Below are 23502 nucleotides of genomic sequence, written 5' to 3' on the forward strand. Positions count from 1 at the left end.
CCCACCCCCTCACAACCCCAATACGGCCCCCACCGCCGCCCGGCACCGCACCGGATCCTCAAGCAACTCCGCACACCCACCCAGCTGATCCACCGACCCCGTCAACGGAAACCCCCTGACCACCGGATCGACCACCCCACCGGCCAACGCCTCAGCCACCCCCCGCGCGCCACCACCCCGCACCGCCGCCCCCAACCCCAGCCGCCCGTGCAACACCGACACCCGCTCGACCGCCTCCCCCAAACACCGCTCACGAACCCGCCAATCCCCCGCCCCCACCGCCGCCGACAACACCTCACCCAGCTCCGCCGTACCGGAAAGCCGCGCGAACGCACCCCCAACCCACTTCGCATACGGCGGATACCGGCGCCGCACCAGCAACACCAGCCGCATCAACTCCCCCACCAGCGACGCCGTGAACACCGCCGACCCCAGATCGTCGCCCGTCTCCCCACACCTGCGGGGAAAGGACTCCAACCGCGCCACCCGCCGCCACTGACACGCCAGCACGTAACGCTCCAGATCAGCCGGATACCAGCGCAACACCGAACGAACCCGCTCCAGAACCCCCAGGCCATCGTGGAAAACCTCACCACCGGTGACCTCCGCCAACCGCTGCCAGGGAACCGACAACCAATCCAGCACCCCGGCCCCCGCCAGCGGATCGAACCCCAGCCTGCCCGGCAACCACACCGAGGGCTCCACCACCCGGACCCCGCCGCCCTCCCCCACCACGACCGGATAACCACCGAACACCCGGGGCAACGCCTCGGCCAGCGACGCGGTGACCTCACCCACCGACCCCTCGGGAACGAACACCACCACCCGCGGCCCCCAGCCACGGGCGGCCGAACGCTCGGTGTCGAACGCCAGCACCTCCGAGCCCGGCCCGATCAACGCCGCGCTGTGCGCGACGCCGGCGATGACGGGCCGTACCTCCTGCGTGTAGAAGTCACGTGAAAACTGCAGACCAGGGACAAAACTGGACATCACTCCATTCACTCTGCCTGCCGGAACCGCCCGGCGCATCGGGTTTTCTCCCCTCCGGAGGAGGCCGCCTCCTTCCTCGACGAGGGGTTTTTGTGGTGTGTGAGGAAGGGCGTTCAACCCGATGGCTTTACAATGTAGATTTCCAGGGTTCGATAAGGTCGCCGGGTGAGCGTGCCCGTGCTGCCCGAGCCCTCGGGGCCCGTCGTCGAACCCGCCCGTGATCCCTACCGGGTGTACCTCGACTCCCTGACCAGCTCCGAGTCCCGCCGCGCCATGCGCGGCTGCCTGGACCGCCTGGCCGGTCTCGTCTCCGGCGGGCAGGCCGCCAGCGGTGAGGGCCAGCCCTGGCATCTGCTGCGTTACGAGCACACCGTGCGCCTGCGCACCCTGATGACCGAACGCGGCTGGTCGGCCGCCTATGTCAACAAACACCTCGTCGCGCTGCGCAGGGTGCTGCGCGAGGCGTGGCGCCTGGGCCAGATGACCGCCGAGGAGTACCAGCGCGCCGCCGACCTGCCCACCGTCGAACACACCCGTCTTCCCGCGGGCAGGCACGTTCCGCCCGAGGTCGTCGGCGCCGCCCTGGCCGCCTGCGACGACGACCCCTCCCCCGCCGGGACACGCGACGCCGCCCTGCTCGCCGTGCTGTACTCCACCGGCTGCAGGCGCGCCGAGATCGCCGCGATGGCCCTGGACGACTACGACCCCGGGGCCCGTTCCCTGCGGGTGCGCGGCAAGCGCGACAAGGAACGGCTGGTCTACCTGACGTCCGAGGCCGTCGGCAGGCTGGAACGGTGGCTGGCCGTACGGGGGCGTCCCGCCGGGGCGCTGTTCTGCCCCATCGGCCGGTACGGCTCGCTCAGGACCACCGGGGCCGGGCCCGCCCCCATGACGGGCCAGGCGGTCGCCGACATCCTGGCCAGACGGCTGGCTCAGGCCGGGGCCTCCGCCCGCACCCCGCACGACTTCCGGCGCACCTTCATCGGGGAGCTGCTCGACGCGGGCGTCGACCTGGCCACCGCCCAGGCCCTCGTGGGTCACTCCTCCCCCGCCACCACGGCCCGCTACGACCGGCGCCCCGAACGGCGCCGCCGTGAGGCGGTCGACAGGATCACCCTTCCCCCCGCCAGACCGCTGTGACCCGCGGGCGCCGGCCCGTCAGCCGGGCCTGCGCAGCGTGCGGCGTACGGCCAGCCCGGCGAGAGCCGCCGACGCGAGCGTCAGGATGCCCGCCTCGGTCCACTGGAAGCGCCAGAACCTGGACGGCGGGTGGTAGTACACCGCGTGCCGGTACCCCTTGCCGAACAGGCAGGCCTCCCACGCTCTGGCGTTCCTGTCGCTCCGTCCCATGTCCGCCCGGTGCGGGCAGCCGCCGACCGACGGCTCGGTGACCTCCCTGCCCGACGGCTCCACCCAGGCGGCGCCCACCAGCCGGGCGTCCGGGTCGGCGAGCAGCACGTCGCCGGACAGCTCGGCGCGCACGGGTTCGGCGTAGTGGTCGCTCAGCTGGAACAGCGTGAACATCGTCACCGTCACCCCCGCCACGACCAGCGCCATCGCGGGCAGCGTCCGCCGGAACAGGGCGCCGGCCGCGACGCCGAGCATGAACGCGTACAGCCACCACACCCCGGGCTGGACCCCGACCATGTTGAACACGCCGATGTTGCCGAAGGTGGAGTCGGCCCCCTTCCTGAACACCGGCCGCCACAGGCTCACCATGAGCGACAGCAGCAGCCCCCCGGCCGTGACCGTCGCGCCCAGGACCGACAGCTTGACCAGCAGCCACCGCCGTACGGACACCGACTGGGTCCAGGCCAGCCGGTGGGTGCCGCGCTCGTACTCGCGGCCGAGCAGCGGCGCGCCCCAGAACGCCCCGATCAGTGCGGGGGCCACCAGCGGCATCCATCCGAAGATCGTGTAGACCGCGCCGTAGCGCCGCCCGAGCGCCACCTCCAGCTCCCCGCACGCCACGTCGGGGCCCGGGCAGCCCGGCGGGGTGTGCTCGGCCGCGTACCGGCCCGCCTCGACGGCCGAACCCAGCAGCAGGAGCCCCAGCAGCGCCAGGAAGCCCGCCGTCACGAGGATCTGCGCCCGGTGCTGGCGCCAGGTCACCCAGATCACGCGTCCACCCCCGCCGGTCGCGGCAGGGCCGCCGACTCGGGGCTGCGCAGGTAGCCCATGACGAGCTCCTCCAGCCCGGGGTGTCGTGCCCGCCAGCGCGGGTCGGGCGGGAGCGGTCCCCTGACCAGCATGCCGGTCTGCCTGCCGGTACGGCTCTCGCTCACCACCCCTACCCCCGCCGCCGTGGCCTCCCGCGGCCCGGTGAGCACGAGGTGCTCCTGGAGCAGTTCCTCGATGTCACCGCTGACCTGCAGCCGTCCCCCGTTCAGCACGATCAGCCAGTCGCACGTCTCCTCCAGGTCGGAGACGACGTGCGAGGACAGCAGCACGGTCAGCTCCCGATCGGCCACTTCCGCCATGATCGAACGCATCACGTCGTGACGGGCCAGCGGGTCGAGGTTGGCCAGCGGTTCGTCCAGGATGAGCAGGTCCGGCCGGCCGACCAGGGCCATCGTGACCGCCACCTGCGCCCGCTGCCCGCCCGACAGCCCGCTCACCTTCCGTTCCAGCGGTATGCCCAGCCCGGCGAGCCGGTCGACGGCGGAGGCCTGGTCCCAGCGGGCGTTCGTCCGGCGGCCGAAGGTGAGCATGTCGGCGACGCTGAAGCCGTCGTACAGCGGTTTGTCCTGCGCCACGAACGCGGCCGTGCCGGCCACGCGGACGCCCCCCGACCTGGGCCGCAGCAGCCCGACGGCCGCGTGCATGAGTGTGGTCTTGCCCGCCCCGTTGGGTCCGACGAGCGCCGCCACCCGGCCCGCGGGCAACGACAGCGAGCAGTCGCGTAACGCCCATGTACGGCGATAGCGGACGCCCAGCCCGGTCGCCTCCAGGACGGGGCTCATGCCACGCCCTCCTTCGCGGCGCCGGTCAGGACCACGGCGAACAGCGCCCGGAGATCCTCCTGGTCGAGTCCCGCCGCGCGGGCCTCGGACACCCACGCCTCCAGGGCGCGCCGCAGCCGTGTGTGCTCGGCGAGCGTCGCGCCCGCGACACCCTGCCGGACGAACGTCCCCATCCCCGGCCGTCCCTCGACCAGGCCCTCGCGCTCCAGCTCCCGGTAGGCCTTGAGCACGGTGTTGGGATTGATGGCCAGGCTCTCGACCACCTCGCGGGCGGTCGGCAACTGGTCCCCGGGACGGAGCACGCCGAGCCGGAGCGCCTGTTTCACCTGGTGAACGAGCTGCAGGTACGTCGCGACGCCCGAGCCCCTGTCCAGGACGAACTCGATCAACGAAAACACCCTTTCACTATTCGACTAGTGAAAGGGTGTTGGAGCCGGTCGTCCGCTGTCAACCTGGCCCCACGCCCGCGCTCCGTGCGGGGCCCCGTACACGGGCCCGCGCCGCATCGGAGCTGACACACCGGGCCCGTTACGGAATAACCACCGTCCGGCGTCCGTTAGAGTGATCGTGCCGATGTGGTTTGTGTCCCCCGGGCCGCAAATTACCGCCTTCACGGAATACCGTTCGGCTGGAGCCGTGTTGTGCCTCTCGCCGAGGAGGCGACCGCCACATCGGCTCAAACGTTCCGCCCCGTGGGAGTCCGCTCCCACGGGGCGTTCGTTTTGCGGTTTCCTCTCGTGGGAGGCCTCCGGCTTTGGAGGGAGGCTACAAACATGAAGACGCCGCCTGTTCGGGTGCACACACCAGCGGGACGCCGGGACACCGCCTAGTGTGGTGATCCCATCTGATGAGGAGAGCCCGTGCTCTATCGCCTGACCAAGATCGTCAGCGCTCCTTTCCTGCACCTGATGTGGCCGACCACGGTCACCGGGGCCGAACACGTGCCGGACACGGGACCGGCGATTCTGGCCTCCAACCACCTGTCCGTGGTGGACTCCACCTTCCTGCCACTGGTACTGCCCCGCCAGGTGCGTTTCGTCGCCAAGGCCGAGTACTTCACCGGTAACCCCGTCACCGCCGCCTGGATGCGGGCCACCGGGCAGCTCCCCATCGACCGGCAGAGCCCGACCGCCGCCCAGGACATGCTGGACGCCGCCGCCAAGGTGCTCAAGGACGGCGAGCTCTTCGGCATCTACCCCGAGGGCACCCGTTCCCCCGACGGCCGTCTCTACCGCGGCAAGATCGGAGTCGCCTGGCTCGCCCTGGCCACCGGTGCCCCGGTCATCCCGGTGGCGATGAAGGGCACGGACAAGGTCCTGCCGATCGGCACCGGCGTGCCCAGGTTCGGCAGGGTCGGCATCCGGATCGGAGCGCCCCTGACCTTCACCGGTTCGCACACCGACGCCCGTGACCGCCGCCGGGTGACCGATGAGATCATGGACGCGATCCACGCGCTGTCCGGCCAGGAGCGTGCCCCGGGATACGCCCCCAGCCGCAGTAAGGACAATTGACTATTTGTCGTCACAATTCGGGGCGTTCACGCTAGGCTGCGACCTTCGGGCACGGACAACTGGGGGGGTAGCCAAGTGCCGAAGGGCAGGACGATCGCGATCACGTCGGCAGCCGTCGTACTCACCGCGGGGGCGGCGGGTGCCGGGGCCTGGTGGTTCCTGCACACCAGAGGCACCCCCCAGGAGACCGCGCAGCGATTCGTGACCGCCTGGCAGACGGGCGACCTCGCCGCCATGCGCGCCGAGACGGGCACCCCCGCCCCGGCGCTCACCAAGACCTACGAGGACATGCGCAGGAACCTCGCGGTCGAGTCGGTCTCCATCCGCCTCGGCTCCGTCCGCGAGACCGGCGACGGCACCGGGGAGGCCGCCTACACCGCGACCCTGCGCCTGCGCGACATCGGCCAGTGGGACTACACCGGCACCCTCCCCCTGGCGGTCGTCGACCGCAACTGGCGGGTCAAGTGGTCCCCCGCCGCCTTCCACCCCCGCCTGGCCGACGGCTCCGCCTTCGCCCTGAAGACCAAGTGGCCACAGCGCGCCCGGATCACCGCCGCGGGCGGCGAACGCATCGACACCGGCGACGCCGGCGGCTCGGTCCAGCAACTCGTCGGCTACCTCGACAAGGCGACCGACAAGGACGTCAAAACCCTCGGCGCGCCGTACAAGGCGGGCGACCCGATCGGCAGGGGCGGGCTGCAGCAGACCTTTCAGCGGAGCCTGGCGGGCGCCCCCGCCACCGAGATTCAGATCGTCGGACCCGGCAAGACCGCCAAGACCCTCGACACGATCGAGGGACACGACGGCCAGGAGGTGAAGACCAGCCTCGACCTGCGGGTCCAGCGCGCCGCGGCCGACGCCGTACGCGACCTCAAGCAGACCGCGTCACTGGTGGCGGTCAAACCCTCCTCCGGCGAGATCCTCGCCGTGGTCAACAACCAGGGCGGCTTCAACCGCGCCCTCGACGGCAACTACCCGCCCGGCTCCACCTTCAAGGCCGTCACCGCCGTCGGACTGCTCGCCTCGGGAATGACCCCCGGCGAGGACGTCACCTGCCCCAAGGACGTCACCGTCGGCGGCCTGCCCATCCGCAACTCCCACCACGCGGGCTACGGGGCGGTCACCCTCTCCGACGCCTTCGCCTACTCCTGCAACACCACCTTCGCCCCCCTCACCAAGGAGCGGCTCGGCGCCGACAAACTGCTGCGGGCCGCGGAGCTGTTCGGCTTCAACAAACCGCTCACCATCGGCGTCCCCGCGACCAAGGGAAGCTTCCCCAGGGCGCAGAGCGACGCCGAACTCGCCGCCGAGTCCTTCGGCCAGGGCCGCATCACCGCCAGCCCCCTGGTGATGGCCTCCGCCGCCGCGGCCCTGGCCGACGGCACCTGGCGGCCGCCCACCCTGGTCCCCGCGCTCAAGCAGAAGGCCGAACCCCGGGAACTGCCCTCCGGAGTCCTGCAGGACATGCACAAGATGATGTCCGCGGTCGTCACCAAGGGAACGGCCAAGGACGCCGGCCTGCCCGCGGGCACCCGCGGCAAGACCGGAACCGCCGAGTACGGCCCGCAGGACGACCTCAAGACCCACGCCTGGTTCATGGGCTTCCGCGGCGACCTGGCCTTCGCGGTGATCGTCGAGGAGGGCACCGGAGGCGGAGCGGTCGCGGCCCCGGTGGCGGCGGCCTTCCTGCGCGCGCTGGGCTGAGGCCCCCCACTCCCCGCCCGAGCCCGCCGGGTCCTCAGAGAGGGAGCGCCGCCGCGGCCTCGTGACGCAACACCAGGACGAGCAGCATGGCGATCAGGATCGCGATCAGCATCCAGCTGACCACGATGACGACCGTCGTCCCGCGAGGACCCCTGGCCGGTCCGCCCTCCCCGCGCACACGGCGCCTGCGGCGGCCCTCCTGACGCTGGACACGCTCATTGAACGACTCCAGCCGAGCTGCCAAGCGTGGGTCCTCGTCGGTGAGGTGACGCTCGATCTGCAGCAGCATTCGCTCCTCGTCTTGCGACCAGGCCATGCCGTACCTCCCCGGGACGCAAGGCGTGTGCCGGTTTCCTGCCCAATCATGAAGATCGTTATCCATTTACATGGCGGCGATTTACCGCTTCTTTCCGCCCCCGCCACCTGTGTTCCCCGCAGCCCGCGACGTGGGCGAACGCTCTCCCGCAGCGGTCCTTTCCGTGACCCGGCGGCCGCTTTCCGCCGGCCCCGGCAAACCACCGGGCGGAGCCGACGACCGCACGGACGTATGACGCTCCCGTTTTCCGTGAACAGATCCTCGCGGCCCGCCTCACCACCGCGATCACGACCGGCGCACCGGCCACAACCCCGCGTCACCCGCGCGCACGGCGGGGCCACGAAAACGACCACGCGATCTAGCTTGCTAGGATGCTAGCATCGGCGTCATGGGTGACGCGGAAGTCAAGCAGTTCAACGTGTACCTCCCGACAGGGCTGATCAGACAGGTCAAGCACCACGCGATCGAGCAGGGCATGTCCCTGTCCGCGCTGGTCGCCGACGCCCTGCGCGCCTACCTCGACGACGCCCCCGGGCAACAACGGCAATCACCACACAAGGAGTCATGACAATGACGACCCAAGGACTCGAGGCGGTGTTCCTGGAGACCCACAACTGGGGAAGAACCGCGAGGTTCCTCCAGGCACTGGGTTTCGAACTGGAGATCTCCACCGGCGACGGCTCCGGCGTCTTCCGCAACGGCGAAGGCCCCTATCTCGTCACCGTCGAAATCCCCGAGAACCGCGAACCCCGAGTACAGCTCGCCCTGAAGGTGGCCGACGAGAACCTCTTCCACACCGACCCGGCCGTCGAAGTGGTCACCCCGTTCGAGGACACCCACTACGGGACCCGGGAGATGACCGTCCGCGACCCCGACGGGCGGCTGTGGAGCCTGCAGGCCCCCGCCAAGAGCTGACAGCCCAGGAGACACGGATGAGCAGATGGCGCGGCGACCCATGGGCGGTACTGCTGACCCTCAGCCTCGGATTCTTCATGACGCTGCTGGACATCACCGTCGTCAACGTCGCCATCCCCAGCATGATCGGCGAACTGCACGCGTCACTCGACGAGATCCTGTGGGTGATCAACGTCTACGTCCTCGTCCTCGCCGCGCTGCTGATCACCTCCGGGCGCCTGGGCGACGTGCGCGGGCCACGCACCATGTTCGTCGCAGGCGTCGCACTGTTCACCGTGGCGTCCGTACTCTGCGGACTCGCCCAGGACCCGGCCCAGCTCATCACCGCCCGCGCCGTACAGGGGCTGGGCGCCGCGGCGCTGGTGCCGCAGACGATGACCATCATCATCGGCACGTTCCCGGCCGAGCGCCGCGGCGCGGCACTCGGCGTCTGGGGCGCGGTCGCCGGCGTGGCCACCATCGCAGGCCCCACCCTCGGCGGACTCCTCGTCAGCACGACCGACTGGCGCTGGATCTTCTTCGTGAACGTCCCGATCGGCGCCGTCGTCCTCGCGATGGCCCTCACCCTCGTTCCCGACACCCGGCACGGCTCCCACCGCAGACTGGACATGCCAGGCGTCACACTCGCCACGGCCACACTGTTCTGCCTGACCTTCGCCCTCACCGAAGGTGAACGATACGACTGGGGCACCGCAATCCAGGCGTTGCTGGGCGGCGCCGCGCTTTCACTGGCGGCGTTCCTGATCCACCAGCGCAGCCGGCAGGGCGACGAACCACTGCTGCCCTTCGCGCTCTTCCGCGACCGCGGCTACGCCGTCATGAGCTTCGTGTCCGCGACCGTCCAGGTCGGCATGATCGGCCTGTTCCTGCCGGTGATGATCTACCTGCAGTCGGTGCTGCACCTCAGCGCCTTCACGGCCGGCCTGGTGATGGCGCCGGCGATGGTGGTATCGGCACTCCTGTCACCGCTCGCCGGCCGGATGTCGGACCGGATCGGCGGCACATACATCCTGATGGGCGGCCTGACCCTGTTCGCGGCCGGCCTGACCTGGCTCGCCTGGGTCACCGACGTCGGCCGTACGGGATGGGAGTTCCAACCCGCCCTGATCATGACCGGGGCCGGGATCGGCTGCGTGTTCGGCCCGATGGTCACGGTCGCCCTGCGCAACGTGGAACCCGGACTGGCCGGAGCCGCCTCCGGGGTGCTGAACACCATCCGGCAGATCGGCACGATCTGCGGCAGCGCCGCGGTCGGCGCCGTACTGCAGAACCGCCTCGCCGCCTCACTCCACACCGAGGCCGCCCAACAGGCCGCCGACCTTCCCGCCGGCATCCGCGACCGGTTCCTGACCGGCTTCGACAACGCCGCAGAAAGCGGCCTGGAAGCCGGCGCCGCGCTGAGGCCACCCCCGGGAACACCGGCGGACCTCGCCGAACACATTCACCGGACGGCGGAGTCGGTGTTCGAGCACGGATTCGTCCACGCGATGCGGCCGACCCTGGCACTGCCCATCGCCGTGATCGCACTCGGCGCCCTCTCCTGCGTCCTGATGCGACGCCGCCACCCAACCGGCCACCGGCCCGGCGTCCCCGAAACCACCGGCGGCCAGACGGCCAACTGAAGCCGATCGCCACGACATAATGCGGCAGAGTGACTTCCCCCCAGACAAGCCTCAGAGGCCACGCCGACTTCCAACGGCTCTGGACGGGCCTGGCCATCAGCCAACTCGGATCGGCCGTCGGCATGGTGGCACTGCCCGTCGTCGCCGTAACCGTCGTCGAAGCCTCGACCTTCCAGGTCGCGCTGCTGTCGGCACTGACCGCGATCACCACCGCACTGCTGGCGTTTCCCCTCGGCGACCACATCGAGTTCAGACACAAACGCCCAGTGATGATCACAGCCGACGTCATCAGATTCGCCTGCCTGGCGAGCGTCCCGATCGCGGCGGTCACGGGCCTTCTCACCTTCGTGCAACTGGGCGTGATCGCCGTGATCAACGCCGCGTGCCAGATCGCGTTCACCGCCGCCGCCCAGGCCCACCTCAAAGCGCTGGTCTCGGCACAACAGCTGATCGAGGCCAACAGCCGCCTTGAGTCGACACGCTGGCTCGGCGTCTCGGCCGGCCCCTCGCTGGGCGGCGCCCTCATCGGCTTCCTCACCGCGGCCGGCTCCCTGGCCGTCGACGCCCTGTCCTTCCTGGTCAGCGCGGCAGCGATCAAGACCCTGCGCGCCCCGGAGCCGGCCCCGCCCACGCGCGACGAACGCTCGTCACGACGCGCGGAACTGTTCGCCGGATGGCGCTTCGCCTGGGGACACCCGACGCTCCGGCCGATCCTGATCAGCTGGGTGACCTTCGCCGGCGCCAGCTCGATGGCGGCCTCGGTGAGCGCCGTGTTCTACCTGCGCGACCTGCGCTTCGACGCCTGGCAGTACGGACTGCTGATGGGAGTGCCGTCACTGGGCGGGTTCCTCGGCGCCAGACTCGCACCGACACTCGTGACCCGGCTGGGAGCCGTACGCGCCCTGTGGTGGGCCGGCATGCTGCGCGGCCCCTGGTATCTCCTCATCCCGGCGGCGCTCCCCGGCACACCCGGACTGCTGATGTGCGGCTTCGGGTTCGGCATGGTCCTGCTGTTCGCCGGTACGGCGAACTCCACCATGGCCGGATACCGGCAGGCGCAGACCCCTGACCACCTGATGGCCCGCGTGGCCACCCTGTGGTCGTTCGCCACGACGGTCACCCAGCCCCTGTTCATCCTCCTCGGCGGCCTCACGGCGACCTGGACCGGCACCCGCACATCACTCTTCGTCGCCGCGGGCGTGATGTGCGCGTCCGCCGTACTGCTGCCTCGCAGATGAGGCCCCGGCAGGCCCTTCACGTCCTCGCTGAGGGGGTTGACCTCGTCTCTGTTCGTGATTTTTCCCTGCCAGGCGCCTTTACAATGTAGATTTTTCCTTCGTCCGATCAAGGCTGAAGCTCCGGCCGCTCGAACCAGTCACGGACCACCGGGTAGGTCCGCTGCGCGATCAGCCGCTGCCCCGCCGCGTTCGGGTGGAAGAAGTCCCACTTGCTGACCTGGTCCAGGGTGAACGGGCAGTCGAACAGGGCGTTGCCGTCGAACCTGCAGGCCGGGCCGTACGCCGCGCAGACCCTGGCCAGGGCGGCGTTGTAGGCGGCCACCCGGGCACGCACCCGGTCACGGCGGGCCCGGTCGGCCGGGGCGTCGGAGGACGCCTTGGCCAGCATCGTGGGACAGATCCTGCCGACCGCCCAGAAACCACGCGCCACCAGATTGTCCCTGCCGACCCGCCACAACCGCTTCAGATCGGGCACACTCGCCAGGAACACCCTGCCGCCGGGCCTGGACCGCTTGAAAGCGGCCAGCGCCCCGGCCACCCGCCGCTCGTAGACGGAGACCGGGGTCATCAGCCGCTCCTGCTCGGCGCAGGCGTCCTGCGCGCCGACCAGCACCGTCACATAGTCGGCCCGCCGCGCGACCGCCTGGCCGACCTGGGCGGCCAGGCCCGCGCTGGTCGTTCCCGGCACGGCGAGGTTCACCTCGCTCCCGAGTGCGGGCCCCGCGTTCAGGTCGAGCAGGCGCATGTAGTGACTCTGGACACCCACGTCGTCGCCGGTCGACCAGGACCGGGAACGGCAGGAGACGTACCAGCCGCAGGCGTTGAAGCCCGCACTGATCGAGTCGCCGAGCGCCGCGACCACCGCGGGACGCCACGGCCCCCGCACGTCAGGGGCCGAAGACGAGACCGCGGGTGAGGCCTCAGCCGGGCAGGCGGCCCACGGGGCCGTGAACGCCGCCGCCGCCGTGAGCACCATCACAGTCCTGCCGGGCATGACACCTCCGCCTGAGAGATCACCAGTGCTTCGGATGTATCACCGCAGGACACCGGGCCGCCCGTCGCCGACCGGCCGCTTTCGGATTTCTTGACGGAGCACGGCGCCCCGGCCGGGCGAGGGACCGGGCTCCGGACGCGGCCGGAGCGCGGAATAGAGTGTTCCGGGTGAGTGTCGCGCTCGGACTGACCCGCCCCCTCGTGGTGAGAACCACCCCCGTCGACGACCCCGTCGATCTGCTCTCCCGGCTCCCCGAGGCCTCGCCGTACGCCTGGATCAGGCGCGGCGAAGGCCTGGTCGCCTGGGGAGAGGCCGCGCGGGCCGAGATTCCCCCCGGTCCCGGACGGTTCGGCTGGGCCCGCGACTGGCTGGCGGCGACCCTCGGCGAGGCCCATGTGGACGACGGCGTCGGCGTCCCCGGCTCGGGACCGGTCGCCTTCGGCTCCTTCACCTTCGACGAGGACTCCCCCGGCTCCGTCCTCGTCGTCCCCAGGATCGTCCTGGCCCGCCGTGCGGGCCGCGCCTGGCTGACCACCGTCGGCGGGCAACCGCTCGACCTGGTCACGGCACCGCGCGACCCCGGCAGGATCCGCTACGGCGACGGCAGCCTGACCGCCCCCGAGTGGGAGCACGCCGTGGCCAGGGCCGTGGCGCGGATCAGGTCCGGCCGTCTGGAGAAAGCCGTGCTCGCCCGCGACCTGACCGCCGTCGCGGAACGGGCGATCGACGTGCGCGTGCTGCTGGCCCGCCTGACCGGCCGCTACCCGGACTGCTACGCCTTCTCCTGCGACGGGCTGGTCGGCGCGACCCCCGAACTGCTGGTCAGGCGCACCGGCGAGACCGTCGAGTCACTGGTGCTCGCGGGCACGACCCCGCGGGGTGCCGACGAGACCGACGACAGACGGCGCGGCGCCGCGCTGCGCGCCTCGGGCAAGGACCGTCACGAGCACGCCTGTGCCGTCGACTCCGTCCGGGCCGCCCTGGCCCCGCTCTGCTCTGAGCTGAACGTGCCCGCCGAACCCGAACTGCTGGTGCTGCCGAACGTCCAGCATCTGGCGAGCCCGGTGACCGGCCGCCTTTCGGCGGGCGCCTCGGTGCTGGACGTGGTCGCCGCCATGCACCCGACGGCCGCCGTCGGCGGCACGCCGACACGCACGGCCCTGGAGGTCATCCGCGAGCTTGAGGGCATGGACCGGGGCGGTTACGCGGGCCCGGTCGGCTGGATCGACGCCCGGGGCGACGGAGAGTGGGGCATCGCGCTGCGGTGCGCGCGCGTCGACGGCTCCCGCGCCCGCCTGTTCGCCGGCTGCGGCATCATGGGCGACTCCGTCCCGGCCGCCGAACTGGCCGAGGCCCAGGCCAAGTTCCGGGTGATGCAGTACGCCCTGGAGGGCTGACCACCCGGGCCGGGGTCAGGCCCGCAGGTGGATCTCCTCACCCCGCTCGACCTCGGCGCCGCCCGAGGTCAGGGTGGCGACCCAGTCGGGGAAGGCCGCCAGGTCGCGCTCGCGCACCGCGACCTGGAAGGAGACCTCCGCGCCGTAACCGACCTGCCTGACCTCGTACGGCGAGGCGCGCAGGTCGTTCTCCAGGCGCCCGGCGCGGACGTGGTCGACGGTCACCGTCATCACCCTCGCCGGGACCATCTCGGCCAGCGGCGCCAGGTCCAGGGTCTTGCCGACCGCGGAGCCGTACGCCCTGACCAGGCCGCCCGCCCCCAGTTTCACCCCGCCGAAGTAACGGGTGACCACCGCGACCACGTCGCCCATCCCCCTGCGCAGCAGGGTCTCCAGCATCGGGGTGCCCGCGGTGCCGCCGGGCTCGCCGTCGTCGTCGGCCCTGCGGGCGCCCAGCTCTCCCCCGACCGCGTAGGCCGAGCAGTTGTGGGTCGCGTCGGCGTACAGCCCCTTACGGGCCGCGACGAAGGCGCGCGCCTCCTCCTCCGAGCGGACGGGGGCGAGAGCGCAGATGAACCGTGACCGCTTGATCTCGATCTCGTGCTCGGTGACGCCCTCCGGGGTCAGGTACGGCTGGGCCATTCCTCCAGGCTACTCGCCTTTACAAAGTAGATTCACGGCGCCCCGGGCTTGACCGGCTCGCCACGGGCCCGACGGCCGGCTCGAAGCCCGAGAGCGTACCGGCCCCGTCACGGACGGTCGCGTCACCCGGGCCCGGTGCGGGAGCCCCGCTTGCCGGGTTCCCGATTTTCGCGCGCCTTTCCGCGAACCGGGAAAACCCATCTCTTACTAGCAGATGTCTGAATTTCTGGAGAAAGCTTGATGTAAGGGAATTCGGTCGCGTATCCCATCTGTTTCATCCACGGCGATATTCAGCACGTCCCAGGATTATGGATTTCGCACTATATGGTGCACAATCAGGGACGCGCAGCCGTACGGACGATGGACGAGACCGTTTCCGGACGTTCGCGTGCCCCCGTCGAGACCTCCGGAGGAGGACATGCGCGGCCGGTTGGTTCTCGCCCTGATCGCCCTGGCGCTCGCGATCGCCGGGTTCGGCGTGTACGGGACGTTGATCGTCACGGACGGCGGTTCCACCTCGCCCACGCCGACTCCGAGGGCCGCCGGAACCTTCGTCTTCGAGCCGGCCGAGACCCCCGCGCCCGAAACGTCGCCCCCGGTGTCCCCCGCTCCGTCGTCGCCTCCGCCCGTCGCGCCCCCTGCCGCCGTCCAGGCCACCACCCAGGCCACCGTTCAGGCAGGGGATCCGCAGGAGGTCGCGGTGAGGTACCTCGCCGCCTGGCAGGCCGGGGACCTGGCCGCGATGGCCGGCCTCGTCTCGGCTCCCCCCGCCGACTTCGCCGAACGGCACCGCCGCTTCGACGCCGAACTGCGGATCGCCGTGCCGCCGTCCCTGACCCCGCAGACACCGCGGCGGCGCAGCGCGCTCGAAGCCGAGGTGCCCTTCCAGGGGGTGCGGCAGATCACCGGCCTCGGGCCGTGGCCGTTCTCCTCCGTGCTGCGCCTGGTACGGCACGCCGGCCAGTGGCGCGTCCGCTGGACCCCGCAGACGATGCACCCCTCGCTCGGCGAGGGAAGGAGCCTGCGGCTCACCGAGACCAAGGTCAGGCGACCGGCCACGCTCACCCGCGAGGGCCTGCCGTTCCCCGCCGGCAGCAGGGCGGGTGACTACTTCACCGGGCTGGAGGGCACCACGACCGAGCTGAAGCTGCGGGAGTTCCCCTCGGGACGGGTACTGCTGGCCTCCCCCTCCAAAGAGGGTGAGGCCACCCGCACCACGATCTCCCAGGACGTGCAGAGCGCCGCGGCCCACGCCCTGGACGGCCTGCAGGCGCCCGCCGCCCTCGTGGCGATCGACCTGCACACCCGCCAGGTGCGGGCGGTGGCCGACACCCTGGGCGGCAAGGGCGCCTTCAACGGCCTCTACCCGCCCGGCTCGACGTTCAAGGTGGTGACCGCCGCCGCGCTGCTGCGCACCGGGCTGACCTCCCGGTCCCCGGTCCCCTGCCCCGCCGCCTACACCATCCCCAACGCCAGGCGCTTCACGAACGCCGAACCGGCCGACCGCGGCGTCCTCCCCCTCACCACGGCCTTCGCGCTGTCCTGCAACACCACCTTCGTCCAGCAGTCCTACGAACGGCTGCGGGACGGCGGCCTGCGGGCCGAGGCCGCCGACCGGTTCGGCTTCAGGGAGAAGCCCGGCCTCAGCTCCTGCCGGATCAGGCCGCACACCGACCTGAACGAGCTCGGCTCCGACGCCATCGGGCAGAACTCGGTGCAGGCCAGCCCGCTGTGCATGGCCGAGGTCGCCGCGGCCGCCGCGACCGGCGTGTGGAAACCGGCGGTCATGACCGAACGACCCCCGGCCGACTCACCGCCCGAGGTGCCGATCGGAGACGAGGTGGCCGCGCAACTGCGGGACATGATGGGCTCCGTCGTCACCCAGGGCACCGCCGCGGCGGCGGGTCTGCCCCCCGGCACCGCAGGCAAGACCGGCACCGCCGAGGTCGCCGGAGGCCACTCCCACGCCTGGTTCATCGGCTACCGCGGCTCCCTGGCCTTCGCGGCCTTCGTCCAGAACGGCGGCAGCGGCGGAGCGACGGCCGCCCCGGTCGCGGCCCGCTTCCTGAACGCCCTGCGGTAGCCCTCCAGCGCTTCGCCGGTTTGCGAGCCGAGGTGACGGATGCTGTCATCGATGCCGTGACGGACGTCCATCGCACGGTCGGCGCGGTCTGGAAACTCGAATCGGCGAAGATCGTCGCCGGTCTCACCAGGCTGGTGCACGACGTCGGCCTGGCCGAGGAACTGGCCCAGGACGCGCTCGTCTCCGCGCTCGAACAGTGGCCGGACTCCGGTGTCCCCGACAACCCGGGCGCCTGGCTGACGGCCGTCGCCAAACGCCGGGCCGTCGACCACATCCGGCGCGCGCGGCGCCTCGAACTCGGTGACGAACGCCTCACCCGGGAGGCGGACCAGCCGCCGGGCCCCGAGCGGGACCCCGAACAGGACGACGTGCTGCGGCTGATGTTCGTCTCCTGCCACCCGATCCTGGCGACCGAGGCGCGGGTGGCGCTGACCCTGCGGCTCGTCGGCGGCCTGACGACCGCGGAGATCGCCCGGGCCTTCCTGACCGACGAGCGGTCGATCGCCCGCCGTGTCACCGAGGCCAAAGGTGTCCTCGCCGAGGCGCGGGTGCCGTTCGAGCTGCCGCAGGGCCCCGAGCTGGCCGGGCGGCTGGCCTCGGTGCTGGAGGTCATCTACCTGATCTTCAACGAGGGATACTCGGCGACCTCGGGGGGCGACCTGACGCGTCCCGCGCTCTGCCTTGAGGCGCTGCGCCTGGGCAGGCTGCTGGCCGGGCTGGCGCCGTACGAGGCGGAGGTGCACGGGCTGGTCGCGCTGATGGAGATCCAGGCCTCCCGTGAGGCGGCGCGTACCGGTCCCTCCGGTGAGCCCGTCCAGCTGCACGAGCAGAACCGGGGGCGCTGGGACCGGTTGCTCATCCACCGTGGCTTCGCCGCGATGCTACGGGCCAGGCAGGCGGGCGGCACGCCGGGGCCGTACGTGCTGCAGGCCGCGATCGCCGTGTGCCACGCGCAGGCGGCGAGCGCCGAGGAGACCGACTGGGCGCGGATCGCGAGCCTGTACGAGGCGCTGGCCCTGCTGCTGCCCACCCCGGTCGTGCGGCTCAACCAGGCCGTGGCGGTGGGGATGGCTCATGGCCCGCAGGCCGGGCTCGACCTGGTCGAGTCGCTCACCGGGGATCCCGCGCTGCGCGACTACCACCTCCTGCCCGGGGTGAGGGGCGATCTGCTGGCCAGGCTGGGACGGTACGAGGAGGCGCGGCTGGAGTTCGAGCGGGCCGCCCTTCTCACCGGCAACGCCGCCGAACGGGACTTCCTGCTCCGCCGGGCGGAGGGGTTCGCGCTCCCCCACGTGGCCGGGCCCACGCTCGGCCAGGCCGTACGGGGCTTCCTGGCGCGTGAGGACCTGGACGCGGGAACCTCGCGCTCCTACGGGCAGACGCTGCGGCGGCTGTGCCTGGCCCTGGGCGAGCGCGCCCCGCTCACCTCGATGACCCCGGAACGCGTGGCGCGGGTGTTCGAGACGGCCTGGGGCGGTTCCGCCGCCAGGACGTGGAACCGGCACCGCTCCGCCGTCCGCTCCTTCTGCGCCTGGGCCTCGCTGGAGGACCTGTCCGCCCGCCTCGACCGGCGTGCCGAGACCGGCCCGCCCGCCGGGATGATCGACCCGGCGCTGCTGGCGGCGCTCTGGGAGCGCGACGACCTGCCCGTGCGGGAGCTGGCCCTGTGGCGGCTGCTGCACGAGTCGGCCGCCGGAGTGCGGGCCGTGCTGTCGCTGAACGTCGAGGACCTGGACCTGGAGGATCGCCGGGCGCTCTCGGGCGGCGTCTGGATCGGCTGGCGCTCGGGGACGGCTCGGCTGCTGCCCCGCCTGGTGGCCGGCCGGGCCCGCGGCCCGCTGTTCCTCGCCGACCGCAGACCCGGGCCGTCCCGGCGTCCCGTCCCGGCGGATCTGTGCCCGGAGACGGGACGCGGGCGGCTTTCCTACGAACGGGCCGAGTATCTCTTCAAGCGGGCGACCCGGTCACTCGACCCCTCGGGCGAGGGCTACACGCTGCGCCGGCTCAGGCCCCGGTGACCTGGGCGGAGTCAGAGCGTGTTCTCGTGCAGGTGCACGATGCGCCACTCGTCTCCGGAGCGCCGCAGCACGGCGGTGGTCCGCACGATCTCCGGAACCCCCTGAGCGAAGTCCACGCGCAGCAGGTATCTGGCCAGCGCCGTGTCGCCCCACACGTCGACGACCTCGTCGTGGACCCGTAGCCCCGTCTCGGCGGGACCGTCCTGCGGGCGGGCGTCACGGACCTTGTCCAGTTGCTCCCTGCTGGTGATCAGCACCTGCTCCGCCGAGTCCCAGATGGTCGCCTCGGGATGCAGCAGCCGGTCGATCCCCGGCCGGTCACCGCGCAGGTAGGCCTCGTACATCGCGGTGATGACCGCCCAGACGGTCTCGTGTGCCACTGCTTCCCCTCTTTCGTTGCATGGGCCTTGGCCCTTTACAAAGTAGATTCACTGATTGGCCGTGGCCGGGCCGCCGAGGTTGCCGAGCATCCGCTGCAGCAGCGCCAGCAGCTGCTCGACCTCATCGTCGGAGAAGCCCTCCAGGAGCCTGTGTGCGATGTGCCGGAAGACCGGCATCAGGCGGGGAACCAGCTCCCGCCCCTCCCCGGTGAGCTCGATGACGACGGACCTGCGGTCGCCCAGACGGGGGCTCCGCAGGATGAGGCCCTTGGCCTCCAGACGGTCGAGCAGCCTGGTCATGCCCGCGGTGTCGGTGCCGAGCTGCGCGGCGAGCTGGTTCGGGCTGCTCTCGTGCCGCGCGGCGTGCAGCAGGACGGCGGCCTGCTGGGTGGTGACGTCGAAGGGCGTCAGCTGGGCCTCGGTCGCCGCGCGCAGATCACGGCCGACCTGGCTGACCAGGGAGCCCCCGCCGAGCACGAGCCGCATGTGCCGGGGTTCCATGCGGTCATGCTAGCCGCCCGGCCGTTTCACCGTCATGACGGCCGGGCGTACGGCGGCGCCTCTCACTCCCGGTCGTCGAGCAGTCCCGCGTCGTGCACGAGCAACGCGATCTGGACCCGGTTGTTGAGGCCGAGCTTGGCCAGGACGCCGGAGACGTGGGTCTTGACCGTGGGGACGCTGAGGTGCAGCAGCGCCCCGATCTCGGCGTTCGACCTGCCTCCGGCGAGGGCGAGGGCGACCTCGCGCTCGCGGTCGTTCAGCGCCGTGAGGCGTTCCAGGGCTCGGGCGCGGTGCCGGTCGCGGCCGGTGTCGGCGACCCGGGCGATGAGGCGCCTGGTCACCGCCGGGGACAGTACGGGCAGGCCCCTGGCCACCTGGCGCACCGCGGCCACGATCTCCTCCGGCGGGGTGTCCTTCAGCAGGAAGCCCGCGGCTCCGGCACGCAGCGCGCGCAGCACGTGCTCGTCGGCGTCGAAGGTGGTCAGGACGACGACCTCGGGCGCTCCCGCCCTGGCCCGCAGGGCCTCGGTCGCGCTCAGGCCGTCCATGACGGGCATCCGGATGTCCATCAGGACGACGTCGGGGGCGTGCCGGGAGACCAGGGGCAGCACCTCGGCGCCGTCACCGGCCTCGGCGACCACCCGGATGTCGGGGGCGCCGCGCAGCATCATCGACAGGCCCGCGCGCACCAGCGGGTCGTCGTCGGCGATGAGCACGCCGACCGTCCAGGGCTGCGAGGCGGTCATGGCGGTCAGGCTAGCCAACCGGGCCTCCCCCGGGCCACCCGGGCGCTTGTCTTCGCCCCAGGAAGAGCTATATTTGCGATAAAATAAGTAGGAATTAGGGGTAATACGATGCCGCTGCCAGACTTCCTCACGATCGGCGCCCCCAAGTCCGGGACGACGGCCCTGCACGCCGCGCTGTCCCGTCATCCCGGGCTCTTCCTGTCCCCCGTGAAGGAACCGAAGTTCTTCCTCAGCGACGGCCCGCCGCCCACCAGGGGCGGGCCGGGCGACGCCCAGACCTACCGTGAGCACCTCTGGCGGCGTGAGGACTACGAGGCACTGTTCGCGCAGGCGCCGACCGGGGTGCCCAGAGGGGAGTCGACCCCGTTCTACCTCTACGACCGGGCCGCCCAGCGGCGCATCAGGAAGACCATCCCCGGCGTCCGGCTGATCGCGGCGCTGCGCGACCCGGTCGAGCGGGCACACTCCAACTGGACGCACCTGTGGTCGGCCGGGCTTGAGCCGGTCGGCGACGTGGTCGAGGCCTGCGCCGAGGAGGAGCACAGGATCGCGGCGGGCTGGGCGCCGTTCTGGCACTATCTCGCGCTCGGCCGGTACGGCGAGCAGCTCGAGCACCTGTTCACGCTGTTCCCCCGCGAGCAGGTGCTGATCTTCCGGTACCGGGACCTGGTCGACAGGCCCGTCGCCACCCTCGACCGGATCTGCCGTTTCCTGGGGGCCGAACCCGGGCTGATCACCGAGGTGCCCAGGGAGAACGTGACCGCCCACCCCGAGCCGACCCGCACCCACCGGGCGCTGTCGAGGGTGCTCCGCACCGGGGCCGCGGTCGGCCGGTTCCTGCCGCCCCGGATCAGCGGCGCCCTCACCGACCCCCTCGAACGGCGCCTGCAGCAGCGCGCCCGCGCCCGGCGTCCGCTGACCTGGGAGCAGCGCGAGCGGCTGATCGGCCACTTCGCCGAGGACGTGGCGCTGCTGCAGCGGGTGACCGGGGAGGACTTCAGCGACTGGCTGCTGCCCCGGGAGCGTTCCGGCGGCCTGGTCGGCACCCGTCCCGACGGTCAGCGCCAGGCCAGGAACGGGCGCCCGCAGGTGTGAGCGCCGGGTTCCCGGGAGAGCCCCGGGAACCCGGCGCTCAGCGCAGTTCGGTGCGCAGTTCGTGGGCACCGTCCGCACGGGTGTACTCGTAGTAGAGCCGCCGCCCGCCGTCCGGCAGGTCCACGACGTTCACATAGCGCAGGCCGCCGCCGGCGTGCGGGGAGAATGCGGCAGGGCCGGTCCCCCGGGGGGTCAGCTCCGCCGGGTCGGTGCCGGTCGCCACCCCCGTGCGCTCCTCGTAGTTCTCCAGTGCCGAGGACCGGCCGTCGTACAGGGCCACGACCTGTTCGCCCACGAAGCGGACGGCCGAGATCCGGGCTCCGCGGGCGTCCCACATCCCCGGCCTTCCGCTGAGCGCCGTGCCCTGCCAGGTCCACTCGATCCCGTCCACGCTGGTCGCGTAGTCGCTCACCATGCGGTCGGCCTCGTCGGGGTCGGCCAGGGGGTGGCAGGAGGCCCACAGGTGCCACAGGCCGCCGCGCCGTACGATGACGGGGTCCTTGACGCCGGTCTTGGGGTCGCCGGGCAGCACGACCTGGCGCACCGCGGGGTCGAACCCGGCGGGGTCGTCCGCTTCGAGCACCTCGACCCGCCAGTGCTTGGTGCCGTGGGTGGCGCAGCTGAGGTAGAGCCGCCAGCGGCCCTGCGGGGTGCGCACCAGTGTGGGGCGCTCCAGCGACTCGGTGTCCATCTCCTGCTGGGTGACAGTGACCAGGGTCTCGAAACGTTCGCCGTTGCGGGACCTGGCGACGACGACCGCGTAACCGCGTCCCTCGCCGACCGGTCTGCGCAACCGGTAGGCCAGATAGATCAGCCCGTCGGCCGCGACCGCGCTGGGCGCGCCCGCCCAGTGGCCCGGTGCCGCCCGTGGTGGTTCGACGGCCACGGCGGAGCGGGCGGGGTCGGGCAGGAGATCGTCGAATGTCAGCACGTCATCGACGCTAGGCAGGGCTTCGGCAGCGCTCACGGGGAATCACCAATCATGGTCACGAGTTTTGGCCGTCTCTTGACGGCCACGAGGCACAGGTCGGTGAGACGGTCAGGGCCTGCGGAGCGTCGCCGCCGGGAACGGGATGGCGGGGAAGGGATTGTCCGGCGGCAGCAGGAGCCTGCGCGCCTCCTCGGGACGCGCGGTCGCGTCCAGGTGGAGCAGCGCCGCCCCGATCCCCGCCGCCCCGACCATGTAGCCGGTGTCCGCGGTGACCTCCCAGGGGCGTAACCTGCGGTAGGCCTGGTACCAGCGCGATCCGCGCTCGTCGTGCCCGGCGGCCCTGCCGATGAGGTTGTCGCCGAGCTCGCAGGCGAACTCCAGGTGGGCGGGGCGGCCCGTCGCCGCCCAGAGGCCGACGAACAGCTCGACCAGGCCCGCGGTGCCGCAGCACTGGCAGGCCACGTTCCAGTAGCCCTCGGTCTGGCGGCCGGGCACGCCGCTGCGGACGATGCCTCTGGCCAGCCGCTCGACCCAGTCGAGGTCTCCGGCGTCGCCCGCGACCCGGTACAGCTCGTAGAACATCCGCGCCACGCCCGCCGAACCCGAGCAGAAGCCGAGATAGTGCAGGTCGCGGCCCTGCGGGATGTGGTGCGGGACCAGAGCGCACCGCTCGCTCACGGCGCTCACCGCGCGGACGAAGTCGGCCCCCCTGCGCGCCGCGCTGAGGAAGCGGGTCTGCCCGGTCAGGCCGTAGAGGCGGGCCAGCAGGAAGGCGGTGCCCGCGGTGCCGGACAGGAAGCCGGGCGTGACGGCGTCCAGCGGCAGGTCGCCGCACGCGCCGTGACCGAAGCGATGGCCGGGTACGGCGAGCTCGGCGATGCGGGTGCCCGCCTCGACGGCGACCTCCTGGTAGGCGGGGACGCCCAGGATGCCGGAGGCGTGCAGCAGGGCCAGGATGACGCCGCCGTCGCCACGCTGGGCCGGGTCGCCCGTCCAGCCGAGGCCCCCGTCGATCGAGCGGGCGCTGCGCACGACGTGGTCGGCGACCGCGACCGCCTCGGCCTCGAAGGCCTCCTCCCCGACGGCCCATCCCGCCTCCGCCAGGGTGAACATCACCCCCGCCAGGCCGTGGTGCAGGGACAGGTCGGCCTGTTCGCGCCAGGTGGCCGCGAGGTAGCGGGCTCCGGCCCTGGCGTCGTCGAGGTAGCTCTCGTCGCCGGTCGCCGCGGCCAGTTCGAGGAAGAACAGGACGATGCCCGCCGCGCCCGAGTAGAGCGAGAGCGGATGGCCGGTCAGGGCGGCCTTGCCCCGTGGGTCGGGGTTGGCCTTCCAGTGCCGTCCCCGCTCGTCGTCGACCGCCGCGGAGCGGATCCATCTCGCGGCCTCGGTCGCCGCGCGCAAGGGGCTCTCTGTCCCAGGTTCCGGGCTCATGGCGGCTCCTTCGTGCGGGGGACCA

General features: G+C 71.8%; 23 protein-coding genes. 11 read left to right on the forward strand and 12 right to left on the reverse strand.

Annotation, left to right across the window (positions count from 1 at the left end; genetic code table 11):
- Window positions 1–9: 9 nt before the first annotated feature.
- Window positions 10–990, reverse strand: a complete 981-nt coding sequence (locus tag ACIBVQ_RS18455) for a DUF4037 domain-containing protein (protein WP_399178707.1) — start codon at window positions 988–990, stop codon at window positions 10–12.
- A gap of 165 nt (window positions 991–1155) precedes the next feature.
- Here ACIBVQ_RS18455 and ACIBVQ_RS18460 point away from each other — a divergent pair, with 165 nt between their 5' ends.
- Window positions 1156–2130, forward strand: a complete 975-nt coding sequence (locus ACIBVQ_RS18460) for a tyrosine-type recombinase/integrase (RefSeq protein WP_362781385.1) — start codon at window positions 1156–1158, stop codon at window positions 2128–2130.
- Window positions 2131–2148: 18 nt separating this feature from the next.
- Here the strand turns inward: ACIBVQ_RS18460 and ACIBVQ_RS18465 are convergent, their stop codons facing one another.
- From ACIBVQ_RS18465 to ACIBVQ_RS18475, 3 genes are read right to left on the reverse strand one after another with little or no spacing between them, the layout of a single operon-like run.
- The gene (locus ACIBVQ_RS18465) at window positions 2149–3111 is read right to left on the reverse strand and encodes an ABC transporter permease (protein WP_399178710.1); all 963 of its coding nucleotides are present in this window, start codon (window positions 3109–3111) and stop codon (window positions 2149–2151) included.
- The gene (locus tag ACIBVQ_RS18470) at window positions 3108–3953 is read right to left on the reverse strand and encodes an ABC transporter ATP-binding protein (protein ID WP_399178712.1); all 846 of its coding nucleotides are present in this window, start codon (window positions 3951–3953) and stop codon (window positions 3108–3110) included. Before ACIBVQ_RS18470 ends, ACIBVQ_RS18465 begins: the two co-directional genes overlap by 4 nt.
- Window positions 3950–4351, reverse strand: coding sequence for a GntR family transcriptional regulator (locus ACIBVQ_RS18475; protein ID WP_399178714.1), 402 nt, complete (start codon window positions 4349–4351; stop codon window positions 3950–3952). The genes ACIBVQ_RS18470 and ACIBVQ_RS18475 overlap by 4 nt, the downstream gene beginning before the upstream one ends.
- Window positions 4352–4813: 462 nt before the next feature.
- On the opposite strand from ACIBVQ_RS18475, the gene ACIBVQ_RS18480 reads away from it, so the two are divergent.
- On the forward strand, window positions 4814–5464 hold the full coding sequence (locus tag ACIBVQ_RS18480; protein WP_362913362.1) for a lysophospholipid acyltransferase family protein: 651 nt from the start codon (window positions 4814–4816) through the stop codon (window positions 5462–5464).
- A gap of 75 nt (window positions 5465–5539) precedes the next feature.
- Window positions 5540–7168 carry a penicillin-binding transpeptidase domain-containing protein gene (locus ACIBVQ_RS18485; protein ID WP_399178716.1) on the forward strand — a complete coding sequence of 543 codons (1629 nt, stop codon included), beginning with the start codon at window positions 5540–5542 and terminating at the stop codon, window positions 7166–7168.
- A 34-nt stretch (window positions 7169–7202) separates the two neighbouring features.
- Here the strand turns inward: ACIBVQ_RS18485 and ACIBVQ_RS18490 are convergent, their stop codons facing one another.
- The gene (locus ACIBVQ_RS18490; RefSeq protein WP_362913366.1) at window positions 7203–7484 is read right to left on the reverse strand and encodes a DUF3040 domain-containing protein; all 282 of its coding nucleotides are present in this window, start codon (window positions 7482–7484) and stop codon (window positions 7203–7205) included.
- A 388-nt stretch (window positions 7485–7872) separates the two neighbouring features.
- Between ACIBVQ_RS18490 and ACIBVQ_RS18495 the strand changes: the two genes are divergently transcribed.
- From ACIBVQ_RS18495 to ACIBVQ_RS18510, 4 genes are read left to right on the forward strand one after another with little or no spacing between them, the layout of a single operon-like run.
- The gene (locus ACIBVQ_RS18495) at window positions 7873–8052 is read left to right on the forward strand and encodes a CopG family transcriptional regulator (RefSeq protein WP_362781376.1); all 180 of its coding nucleotides are present in this window, start codon (window positions 7873–7875) and stop codon (window positions 8050–8052) included.
- A gap of 2 nt (window positions 8053–8054) precedes the next feature.
- Window positions 8055–8399 (forward strand): VOC family protein, encoded by a 345-nt coding sequence (locus ACIBVQ_RS18500; RefSeq protein ID WP_362781374.1) that lies wholly within the window; start codon window positions 8055–8057, stop codon window positions 8397–8399.
- A gap of 17 nt (window positions 8400–8416) precedes the next feature.
- Window positions 8417–10021, forward strand: a complete 1605-nt coding sequence (locus tag ACIBVQ_RS18505) for a DHA2 family efflux MFS transporter permease subunit (RefSeq protein ID WP_399178719.1) — start codon at window positions 8417–8419, stop codon at window positions 10019–10021.
- A 29-nt stretch (window positions 10022–10050) separates the two neighbouring features.
- The gene (locus tag ACIBVQ_RS18510) at window positions 10051–11259 is read left to right on the forward strand and encodes an MFS transporter (protein WP_399178721.1); all 1209 of its coding nucleotides are present in this window, start codon (window positions 10051–10053) and stop codon (window positions 11257–11259) included.
- Between the two features lie 106 nt (window positions 11260–11365).
- Here the strand turns inward: ACIBVQ_RS18510 and ACIBVQ_RS18515 are convergent, their stop codons facing one another.
- On the reverse strand, window positions 11366–12253 hold the full coding sequence (locus ACIBVQ_RS18515; RefSeq protein WP_399178723.1) for an SGNH/GDSL hydrolase family protein: 888 nt from the start codon (window positions 12251–12253) through the stop codon (window positions 11366–11368).
- Between the two features lie 167 nt (window positions 12254–12420).
- Here ACIBVQ_RS18515 and ACIBVQ_RS18520 point away from each other — a divergent pair, with 167 nt between their 5' ends.
- Window positions 12421–13650 carry an isochorismate synthase MenF gene (locus ACIBVQ_RS18520; RefSeq protein WP_399178725.1) on the forward strand — a complete coding sequence of 410 codons (1230 nt, stop codon included), beginning with the start codon at window positions 12421–12423 and terminating at the stop codon, window positions 13648–13650.
- Window positions 13651–13665: 15 nt separating this feature from the next.
- Here the strand turns inward: ACIBVQ_RS18520 and ACIBVQ_RS18525 are convergent, their stop codons facing one another.
- Entirely contained in the window at window positions 13666–14292 is a 627-nt protein-coding gene (locus ACIBVQ_RS18525) for a YigZ family protein (protein WP_399178727.1), read from the reverse strand.
- A gap of 418 nt (window positions 14293–14710) precedes the next feature.
- Here ACIBVQ_RS18525 and ACIBVQ_RS18530 point away from each other — a divergent pair, with 418 nt between their 5' ends.
- Together ACIBVQ_RS18530 and ACIBVQ_RS18535 are read left to right on the forward strand one after the other, a co-directional pair.
- Entirely contained in the window at window positions 14711–16375 is a 1665-nt protein-coding gene (locus tag ACIBVQ_RS18530) for a penicillin-binding transpeptidase domain-containing protein (RefSeq protein WP_399178729.1), read from the forward strand.
- A gap of 56 nt (window positions 16376–16431) precedes the next feature.
- The gene (locus tag ACIBVQ_RS18535) at window positions 16432–18393 is read left to right on the forward strand and encodes a sigma-70 family RNA polymerase sigma factor (protein WP_399178731.1); all 1962 of its coding nucleotides are present in this window, start codon (window positions 16432–16434) and stop codon (window positions 18391–18393) included.
- 11 nt (window positions 18394–18404) lie between these two features.
- On the opposite strand, the gene ACIBVQ_RS18540 is transcribed toward ACIBVQ_RS18535, so the two are convergent.
- The 3 genes from ACIBVQ_RS18540 to ACIBVQ_RS18550 all read right to left on the reverse strand — a co-directional run bounded on the left by ACIBVQ_RS18540 (window position 18405) and on the right by ACIBVQ_RS18550 (window position 20020).
- A complete protein-coding gene (locus ACIBVQ_RS18540; RefSeq protein WP_399178733.1) occupies window positions 18405–18773 on the reverse strand; it encodes a DUF4440 domain-containing protein in 369 nt (122 codons plus the stop codon).
- 48 nt (window positions 18774–18821) lie between these two features.
- Window positions 18822–19274, reverse strand: coding sequence for a MarR family winged helix-turn-helix transcriptional regulator (locus ACIBVQ_RS18545; protein WP_390048326.1), 453 nt, complete (start codon window positions 19272–19274; stop codon window positions 18822–18824).
- 62 nt (window positions 19275–19336) lie between these two features.
- Window positions 19337–20020: a response regulator gene (locus ACIBVQ_RS18550; protein WP_399178735.1), complete on the reverse strand. Its 684-nt coding sequence runs from the start codon at window positions 20018–20020 to the stop codon at window positions 19337–19339.
- A gap of 108 nt (window positions 20021–20128) precedes the next feature.
- On the opposite strand from ACIBVQ_RS18550, the gene ACIBVQ_RS18555 reads away from it, so the two are divergent.
- A complete protein-coding gene (locus ACIBVQ_RS18555) occupies window positions 20129–21115 on the forward strand; it encodes a sulfotransferase family protein (RefSeq protein ID WP_399178737.1) in 987 nt (328 codons plus the stop codon).
- A 37-nt stretch (window positions 21116–21152) separates the two neighbouring features.
- Here the strand turns inward: ACIBVQ_RS18555 and ACIBVQ_RS18560 are convergent, their stop codons facing one another.
- Together ACIBVQ_RS18560 and ACIBVQ_RS18565 are read right to left on the reverse strand one after the other, a co-directional pair.
- Complete coding sequence (locus tag ACIBVQ_RS18560; protein ID WP_399178739.1) at window positions 21153–22046, reverse strand: hypothetical protein; 894 nt, start codon at window positions 22044–22046, stop codon at window positions 21153–21155.
- 108 nt (window positions 22047–22154) lie between these two features.
- Window positions 22155–23477 (reverse strand): lanthionine synthetase LanC family protein, encoded by a 1323-nt coding sequence (locus ACIBVQ_RS18565; RefSeq protein ID WP_399178741.1) that lies wholly within the window; start codon window positions 23475–23477, stop codon window positions 22155–22157.
- Between the last annotated feature and the right edge of the window lie 25 nt (window positions 23478–23502).

Source organism: Streptosporangium sp. NPDC049376, from assembly GCF_044466505.1.
Classification (GTDB): Bacteria; Actinomycetota; Actinomycetes; order Streptosporangiales; family Streptosporangiaceae; genus Streptosporangium.

Coding starts and splice junctions, on each gene's coding strand:
- ACIBVQ_RS18455 (WP_399178707.1), bottom strand. CDS start 990: ATGTCCAGTTTTGTCCCTGGTCTGCAGTTTTCACGTGACTTCTACACG.
- ACIBVQ_RS18470 (WP_399178712.1), bottom strand. CDS start 3,953: ATGAGCCCCGTCCTGGAGGCGACCGGGCTGGGCGTCCGCTATCGCCGT.
- ACIBVQ_RS18490 (WP_362913366.1), bottom strand. CDS start 7,484: ATGGCCTGGTCGCAAGACGAGGAGCGAATGCTGCTGCAGATCGAGCGT.
- ACIBVQ_RS18495 (WP_362781376.1), top strand. CDS start 7,873: ATGGGTGACGCGGAAGTCAAGCAGTTCAACGTGTACCTCCCGACAGGG.
- ACIBVQ_RS18500 (WP_362781374.1), top strand. CDS start 8,055: ATGACGACCCAAGGACTCGAGGCGGTGTTCCTGGAGACCCACAACTGG.
- ACIBVQ_RS18505 (WP_399178719.1), top strand. CDS start 8,417: ATGAGCAGATGGCGCGGCGACCCATGGGCGGTACTGCTGACCCTCAGC.
- ACIBVQ_RS18515 (WP_399178723.1), bottom strand. CDS start 12,253: ATGCCCGGCAGGACTGTGATGGTGCTCACGGCGGCGGCGGCGTTCACG.
- ACIBVQ_RS18525 (WP_399178727.1), bottom strand. CDS start 14,292: ATGGCCCAGCCGTACCTGACCCCGGAGGGCGTCACCGAGCACGAGATC.
- ACIBVQ_RS18530 (WP_399178729.1), top strand. CDS start 14,711: ATGCGCGGCCGGTTGGTTCTCGCCCTGATCGCCCTGGCGCTCGCGATC.
- ACIBVQ_RS18545 (WP_390048326.1), bottom strand. CDS start 19,274: ATGGAACCCCGGCACATGCGGCTCGTGCTCGGCGGGGGCTCCCTGGTC.
- ACIBVQ_RS18550 (WP_399178735.1), bottom strand. CDS start 20,020: ATGACCGCCTCGCAGCCCTGGACGGTCGGCGTGCTCATCGCCGACGAC.
- ACIBVQ_RS18555 (WP_399178737.1), top strand. CDS start 20,129: ATGCCGCTGCCAGACTTCCTCACGATCGGCGCCCCCAAGTCCGGGACG.
- ACIBVQ_RS18565 (WP_399178741.1), bottom strand. CDS start 23,477: ATGAGCCCGGAACCTGGGACAGAGAGCCCCTTGCGCGCGGCGACCGAG.